The 7,101-nt window shown below is 29.6% G+C and carries 8 protein-coding genes; 6 read left to right on the forward strand and 2 right to left on the reverse strand.

Translation table 11 applies throughout. The features are described 5' to 3' along the window. The first annotated feature begins 1 nt into the window (after position 1). Genes NNC19_RS11975 through NNC19_RS11985 form a run of 3 tightly spaced genes read left to right on the forward strand, consistent with a single transcriptional unit; the run spans position 2 to position 2,668 of the window. Positions 2-841 carry an ABC transporter permease gene (locus NNC19_RS11975; RefSeq protein ID WP_310938892.1) on the forward strand — a complete coding sequence of 280 codons (840 nt, stop codon included), beginning with the start codon at positions 2-4 and terminating at the stop codon, positions 839-841. Then, positions 835-1,635, forward strand: coding sequence for an ABC transporter permease (locus tag NNC19_RS11980; RefSeq protein ID WP_310938893.1), 801 nt, complete (start codon positions 835-837; stop codon positions 1,633-1,635). The genes NNC19_RS11975 and NNC19_RS11980 overlap by 7 nt, the downstream gene beginning before the upstream one ends. Further along, positions 1,622-2,668 carry a spermidine/putrescine ABC transporter substrate-binding protein gene (locus NNC19_RS11985; protein WP_310938894.1) on the forward strand — a complete coding sequence of 349 codons (1,047 nt, stop codon included), beginning with the start codon at positions 1,622-1,624 and terminating at the stop codon, positions 2,666-2,668. The genes NNC19_RS11980 and NNC19_RS11985 overlap by 14 nt, the downstream gene beginning before the upstream one ends. A 98-nt stretch (positions 2,669-2,766) precedes the next feature. Here the strand turns inward: NNC19_RS11985 and ndk are convergent, their stop codons facing one another. Beyond that, complete coding sequence (gene ndk, locus NNC19_RS11990) at positions 2,767-3,171, reverse strand: nucleoside-diphosphate kinase (protein ID WP_396136418.1); 405 nt, start codon at positions 3,169-3,171, stop codon at positions 2,767-2,769. A 231-nt stretch (positions 3,172-3,402) separates the two neighbouring features. Between ndk and NNC19_RS11995 the strand changes: the two genes are divergently transcribed. The 3 genes from NNC19_RS11995 to NNC19_RS12005 all read left to right on the forward strand — a co-directional run bounded on the left by NNC19_RS11995 (position 3,403) and on the right by NNC19_RS12005 (position 5,157). Next, positions 3,403-3,675, forward strand: coding sequence for an acylphosphatase (locus NNC19_RS11995; RefSeq protein ID WP_310938895.1), 273 nt, complete (start codon positions 3,403-3,405; stop codon positions 3,673-3,675). A gap of 100 nt (positions 3,676-3,775) precedes the next feature. Next, on the forward strand, positions 3,776-4,351 hold the full coding sequence (locus NNC19_RS12000; protein WP_310938896.1) for a LemA family protein: 576 nt from the start codon (positions 3,776-3,778) through the stop codon (positions 4,349-4,351). Continuing rightward, positions 4,348-5,157: a TPM domain-containing protein gene (locus NNC19_RS12005; protein ID WP_310938897.1), complete on the forward strand. Its 810-nt coding sequence runs from the start codon at positions 4,348-4,350 to the stop codon at positions 5,155-5,157. Before NNC19_RS12000 ends, NNC19_RS12005 begins: the two co-directional genes overlap by 4 nt. A gap of 58 nt (positions 5,158-5,215) precedes the next feature. On the opposite strand, the gene leuA is transcribed toward NNC19_RS12005, so the two are convergent. After that, on the reverse strand, positions 5,216-6,883 hold the full coding sequence (gene leuA, locus NNC19_RS12010) for a 2-isopropylmalate synthase (protein WP_310938898.1): 1,668 nt from the start codon (positions 6,881-6,883) through the stop codon (positions 5,216-5,218). Between the last annotated feature and the right edge of the window lie 218 nt (positions 6,884-7,101).

Consider the following 7,101-nt stretch of genomic DNA (forward strand, 5'->3'; position numbering starts at 1 on the left):
TATGAATAAGAAAAAAAGATCTATAGCAACTTATCCATATATTTTTTGGTGTTCTCTATTTATTATTATCCCTTTATTAATAGTTTTATTTTTTAGCTTAACAGAAAACTCTAATGGAAATTATATTTTTTCCTTAGATAACTACTCAAGATTACTAAATCCTCAATATGGGAAAATATTTTATCGTTCAATTAAATTAGCTCTAATTTCAACTTTAGCTTGTCTAATTTTGGGATATCCAGTTGCCTATATTATTTCTAGAATGAAAGCATCAAGAAGAAACCTTCTAATTATGTTATTCATTGTACCGATGTGGATGAATTTCTTGTTAAGAACTTATGCATGGCTTCCAATCCTAGGTAAAAACGGAGTAATTAATAATATACTGGAAAGCTTAAATATAGCTCCTATATCATTTTTATACAATGATGGTGCTGTGCTACTTGGAATGATATATAACTTTATTCCTTTTATGATCTTACCAATATATACAGTACTAACAAAAATGGATCAAAGCTTAATAAACGCTGCAAGTGATCTTGGTGCAAATAGAAAGATTATTTTTAGAAAGATTATCTTTCCATTAAGCTTTCCTGGAGTAATTTCAGGTATAACTATGGTATTTATGCCAGCCGTTTCTACCTTTGTTATATCAAGCTTACTTGGTGGTGGACAATATATGTTACTTGGTAACTTAATAGAACAACAATTTACAACTTTAAGTGATTGGAATTTAGGTTCTGCTATTTCAATACTTATGATGATTGTAATATTAATATCAATGACCTTAATGAATAAATTTGATAGTACAGATAAGGAAGGGAGTGTTGGACTTTGGTAAGTAGATTAGAGAATTTTCTAAAGAGATTTTATTTAATTGTTATTTTTATATTCCTATATACTCCTATAATCACTTTAATGATTTTTTCATTCAATGACTCAAAGTCTATGGCTAAATGGAATGGCTTCACATTTAAATGGTATGGCCAGCTTTTTCAAGATGCTACAATAATGAGAGCTTTATACTATACATTACTTATAGCTCTCCTAGCTTCAATAATCTCTACTATACTTGGAACTATTACCGCTATAGGTATTCATAATATGAAAAAAGGAACAGGAAAACAACTTTTACTTAATGTAAATCATTTACCTGTTCTAAACCCTGATATTGTTACTGGTATTGCATTAATGTCTCTATTTATTTTCTTTAAAATGGATTTTGGATTTATGACAATGTTACTTGCACATATTACCTTTAGTTTACCTTATGTAATATTATCTATTTTGCCAAAGTTAAAACAACTTCCCCAAAATACTACTGAAGCCGCATTGGACCTTGGAGCTACACCACTATATGCTATGAGAAAAATTATAATTCCTCAAATTAAACCTGGCATCTTCTCTGGTTTTTTGATGGCATTTACTATGTCTATAGATGATTTTGTTATCTCATTCTTTACTACAGGTCCTGGTGTAACTAATCTATCAATAGAAATATATTCAATGGCTAAACGTGGAATTAAACCTGAAATAAATGCATTATCAACCCTTATGTTTATAGTAGTGTTAATTCTATTACTTATAGTTAATAAAAAGCAATCTTCAGGAGGTAAAAACATTGAAAATATTTAATAGAATTATAGCTTTATCTTTAAGTACTTTATTAGTTTCTTCTATGTTTACTGGTTGCCAAACTAAAGAAAGTGATAATAAAGTAATTAACGTTTTTAACTGTGGTGATTACATAGATGAAAATTTAATAAGTAAATTTGAAGAAGAAACTGGATATAAAGTTCAGTATTCTACTTATGACACTAATGAAAAGATGTATTCTAAATTGAAGTCTGGTAGTAATAACTATGATTTAGTATTTCCTTCAGATTACACAATAGAAAAAATGATTTCCGAAGGTATGGTTGAAGAACTTAATTTTGATAATATTCCCAACTATAAGTATATAGATGACAAATTTAAAAACTTAGTATTTGATCCTGATAATAAGTATTCTGTACCTTATATGTGGGGTACTATAGGCATTATTTATAATCCTGAAGTAGTTAAAGAACCAGTTACATCATGGAATATCCTTTGGAACAAAAAATACAACAAAGATATAGTAATGTTTGATTCAGTAAGAGAGACTATGTCAATAGCTTTAAAACGACTTGGTTATTCTATGAATTCAACTGATTCAAAGGAATTAGATGAAGCTGCTAACCTTTTAATAGACCAAAAACCAATAGTAAAAGCTTGGTTTGTAGACCAAGTTAAAGATTGCATGATTCAAGATGAAGCATCTCTTGCTGCTGTATGGTCTGGTGATGCTAATTATATAATGGAGCAAAATCCTAAACTTAAGTATGTAGTACCTAAGGAAGGATCTAATAAATGGTTTGATGGAATGGTAATCCCTAAGGGTAGTAAAAATAAAGAAGGCGCCGAAGCCTTTATAAACTTTTTAACAGATCCAGATAATTCTAAGCAAAATGTAGATTATATAGGATATTACACTCCTAACTGGAAAGCATATGAAATGTTAGATGATGATATAAAAGAACGCTATCCTGATGATGAAACTTTATCTAATTGTGAAATTTATAGAAATCTACCTAATGATGTTCTAAAACTTTATAATGATAAATGGGTTAAAATTGGAAGTTACTAAAATTATAAATTAATTTCTTCATTGTGAAGATCTATAACCCCTTTAATAGATTAATATAAAAGAGACATCCAATTATTTGAGTGATGTCTCTTTTATCTTTATTTATTATTAAACCAAATTGAAATTTCTCTTTCAGCACTCTCTACTGAATCTGAAGCATGCACACAATTTTCTGTAACACTTTTTGCATACAGATTTCTTATTGTACCTTTTTCAGCTTTTATAGGATTAGTTGAACCATTAATTTTTCTAACTTTCTCTATAGCCTCTTCTCCCTCAACAATTAGAGCGCATAGTGGGCTTCTTGTAATATATTCAATTAGCTCCTGGTAAAAAAATTTACCTTTATGTTGCTCATAATGTTTCATTGCAATTTCCTCAGTAGCCCATTCCATCTTCAAGGCAACTATTTTTAATCCATCTTCCTCATAGAAGTTAATTACCTTTCCAATTATATTTCGTTCAACACCATCTGGCTTAATTAAAACCAAACTTCTTTGCATAATTTCACCACCATTCTCATATATTACCTGATTATTATAACACAATATTTTGAATTTTCAAAATATTTATATGTATATGATATATGCTTATATATCCTCTTTATTACTAATATTATTCAAAAAACTCTAAAGGATATCAAGCGTATTTATGACTATGTGTATTATAAATTGAAAATTGCAACATAGTATATATGCTATAATTAATTTATATTTTTTATCGGAGGAGTGTGTATGTTAAGATATTTTTTAGTCTTAGATGGTCGAGTTCAAGGAGTAGGATTTAGATTTTATGCTCAAACAAATGCTCTAAAATATTCTTTAACTGGATTTGTAAGAAATATGGCGAACGGTATGGTAGAACTAGAGGTTCAAGGTGAAGAAGAAAATTTACAGAAGTTTTTATCTGTAATTAAAAAAGGAAATATGTTTATTAAAGTTACTGATTTTTCCGCAAAAAAACTTCCTTTAGTTAAAGATGAAAAAAAATTTAAAATAGTATACTAACTCTTTTACTAACCTCTAATGTTAATATATGTAAAACTCAAATAATAATCTTTATATTTCTACATATACTAATATAAGTTTATAAAGGAGGTTTTCTAATATGAAAAAGAATTTTAAAGCCTTACTAATAGTTGTTATCGTAATTCTTTTATTAATAATTCCAACTATAGGCATGTATAATAGTTTAGTTACTCTTGAACAAAAAGTTTCAACAGCTGAATCAAATATTGATACTCAACTTCAAAGAAGGTCTGATTTAATCCCTAATCTAGTTAACACAGTAAAAGGATATGCTTCCCAAGAAAAAAATATCTTTACTGATATAGCCAATGCTAGAAGTAAGCTTGCTGGTGCTACAAACGTATCTGATCAGGCAAATGCAGATAGCGAATTATCTGGTGCATTATCTAGATTATTAGTGGTTGTTGAAAATTATCCTGAATTAAAGTCCAATCAAAATTTTAGAGATTTAACAGTTGAATTAGAAGGCACAGAAAATAGAATAGCAATATCTCGTCAAGACTATAATACAGCTGTAACTCAATATAACACTAAAAGGAGAAGATTTCCAAATAACATAATAGCTTCCTTGTTTGGCTTTGGAGAAAAATCACTTTATAAGGCTAGTGAAGGTTCAAAAGAAGTGCCTTCTGTGGATTTTTCTAATCAAAAATGAGAATAAAAAATAAATTTATAAAAATATTTTTATCTTCTCTTTTAATATTAATTTTCTTGTTACCACCTTCTGTTTTTGCAGCTGAAACGTATCCTTCACCTACTAACTATAAATACATTAATGATTATACTAATATTATATCTGATTCAGATAGTAAGAGTGTTATTTCTATAGGTAAAGAACTAGAAGATAAAACAGGTGCTCAAGCTGTTATTGTTATAATAAATTCAACAAATAATATTCCAATTGAATCTTATGCTAATGGTCTTTTTAGATCCTGGGGTATAGGACAAAAAGAAAAAGATAATGGATTCTTAATACTTGTAGCATTGAAAGATAGAGCTTGGAGAGTTGAAGTTGGTCGAGGTCTTGAAGGAGCAGTTCCTGATGTGCTTACTAGCCGAGTTATGGATTCTATCGCTAAACCTAATTTTGTAAAAGGTGATTATGGTAAAGGACTTACCGAAAGTTATAGTACATTCTGTGATTATATTGCTAAAGAATATAATACATCATTAGATAAATCACTAAACATTTCATTACCTAAAGAAAATACTCAAAGTTCTAAAGGCATGGAAATAGGTCTTATAGTACTACTTGGTTTATTCTTTATGGATTTACTTTTGAATAGAGGAAGAGTATCCCATTTCTTATTACAAATTTTATTTATAAATAGTTTTAATAATAGAAATGGTCCTGGAGGTTCTTCTGGTGGTGGTGGTTTTGGTGGTTCCTCTGGTGATGGTGGCTTTGGCGGTTTTGGTGGTGGTTCTTCTGGCGGTGGTGGTTCTTCCGGAAGTTGGTAAAAATCATAAAATAAAGAGTATGGTATGAAATTTATTCAAACATACTCTTTTATTAACTTTACTTATATAATCTATTTAATCCACTAAATACAGCCTTTATTGATGCAACTGTTATATTGCTATCTACACCTACTCCAAAAGTAGATGGCCCTTTATCATACAAATTCATGTTTACATAGGCTGCTGCCTTTGCTTCAGATCCCTTTCCAAGAGAATGTTCAGCATAATCATTTATATGAATATTTACTATATTAGCATCATGTAATGCATTTTTCAACGAGTCTATTGGTCCATTTCCTAATCCTTCAATAACCTTTTCTTCTCCTTTATAAGTGAATCTAACTGCAACTTTTGTATCAATATTTGTATCATCATCATGTAAATCTTTAATCATAAATTTAATAAGTCTGAATGGCTCTTGTTTTTCTAAGTACTCATCAGTAAACTTATCCATAATAATTTGTGGCGCAACTTCTCCCTTAGTTTCTGAAATCTTTTGAATAACATCTGCAAATTCCTTATGCATAGCTTTAGGCATCTTATATCCATAATATCTATCCATTACAAAGGCTATTCCTCCTTTACCAGATTGACTATTAATCCTAACTAATGCTTCATATTCTCTTCCCAAATCACTAGGATCTATTGGCAAATATGGAACTTCCCAATACTGCCCCTCTCTTTCTCTATATTTAACCATTCCTTTATTAATAGCATCTTGATGTGATCCAGAAAAAGCAGTAAAGACCAACTCACCAGCATATGGATGTCTTATATGCACTGGAATTTTACAACATCTTTCATAAACATCAATAATTTTTTGTATATCCTCAAGATTAAGTTCTGGGTCAACACCTTGAGCAAACATATTATATGAAATATTTAATATATCTACATTTCCAGTTCTTTCTCCATTACCAAACAATGTCCCTTCAACCCTATCAGCTCCAGCCAAAAGAGCAAGTTCAGCTGCTGCAACTCCTGTTCCTCTATCATTATGTGGATGTACACTCAAAATAATTCTTTCTCTATCTTTAAAATTTGTACTCATCCATTCAATTTGATCTGCAAAAATATTAGGAGTATCAATTTCTACTGTAGATGGAAGGTTTATAATAACTTTATTTTCTTTTGTTGCTCCCCATATATCAAGAACAGCCTCACATATTTCTAAAGCATATTCTACCTCTGTTCCCGTAAAACTTTCTGGAGAGTATTCAAGAGAAAGTTCTCCCTTAAAATCTTTTGCATACTCTTTTACAAGTGCTGTTCCTTCCACAGCTATATTTTTTATTTCTTCTTTACTCATATTAAATACTACATCCCTTTGAAGGATAGATGTTGAATTATAAATATGAACTACAGCTTTTTTTATTCCTTCTAAAGATTCAAATGTTCTTTCTATAAGATGCGGCCTAGCTTGTGTTAATACTTGCACTGCAACATCATCTGGAATTAAATTTTCATCCACTAGTGTTCTTAAAAAATCAAATTCTATTTGTGATGCCGATGGAAACCCTATTTCTATTTCTTTAAAACCAAGTTCTACTAAAAGTTTAAACATGTCTTTCTTTTCTTCTACTGTCATTGGATTTATAAGAGCTTGATTCCCATCTCTTAAATCTACTGAACACCAAATTGGTGCCTTTGTTATGATTTTATTTGGCCAAGTTCTTTCCTTAAAATTAATTGTTTGAAATCTTTTATATTTTTTACTATTTAACATTGCATTTGCCCCCTTAGATATTTTTATAGTTATATACTCTTTCTTTTCCATATCATAGATGTTCTATGACCCCATAGAGCTTTACTATAACTATTATCTTTTTGTCTACTGCTTTAACCCCATTTTTTTCACCTCTTTCATATATCTCGTGTACACGCTTGTACACGGCTTGACTTTACTTATTTTATGCATGGGTTACATATAAACCATGCAACCCA

The sequence above is a fragment of the Clostridium sp. SHJSY1 genome, from assembly GCF_031626875.1.
Lineage (GTDB): Bacteria > Bacillota > Clostridia > Clostridiales > Clostridiaceae > Clostridium.

Bases quoted from the DNA above. Each gene is read 5' to 3' on its own strand.
- NNC19_RS11975 (WP_310938892.1), top strand. From the start codon at position 2: ATGAATAAGAAAAAAAGATCTATAGCAACTTATCCATATATTTTTTGG.
- ndk (WP_396136418.1), bottom strand. From the start codon at position 3,171: ATGCAAAGAAGTTTGGTTTTAATTAAGCCAGATGGTGTTGAACGAAAT.
- NNC19_RS11995 (WP_310938895.1), top strand. From the start codon at position 3,403: ATGTTAAGATATTTTTTAGTCTTAGATGGTCGAGTTCAAGGAGTAGGA.
- NNC19_RS12000 (WP_310938896.1), top strand. From the start codon at position 3,776: ATGAAAAAGAATTTTAAAGCCTTACTAATAGTTGTTATCGTAATTCTT.
- NNC19_RS12005 (WP_310938897.1), top strand. From the start codon at position 4,348: ATGAGAATAAAAAATAAATTTATAAAAATATTTTTATCTTCTCTTTTA.
- leuA (WP_310938898.1), bottom strand. From the start codon at position 6,883: ATGTTAAATAGTAAAAAATATAAAAGATTTCAAACAATTAATTTTAAG.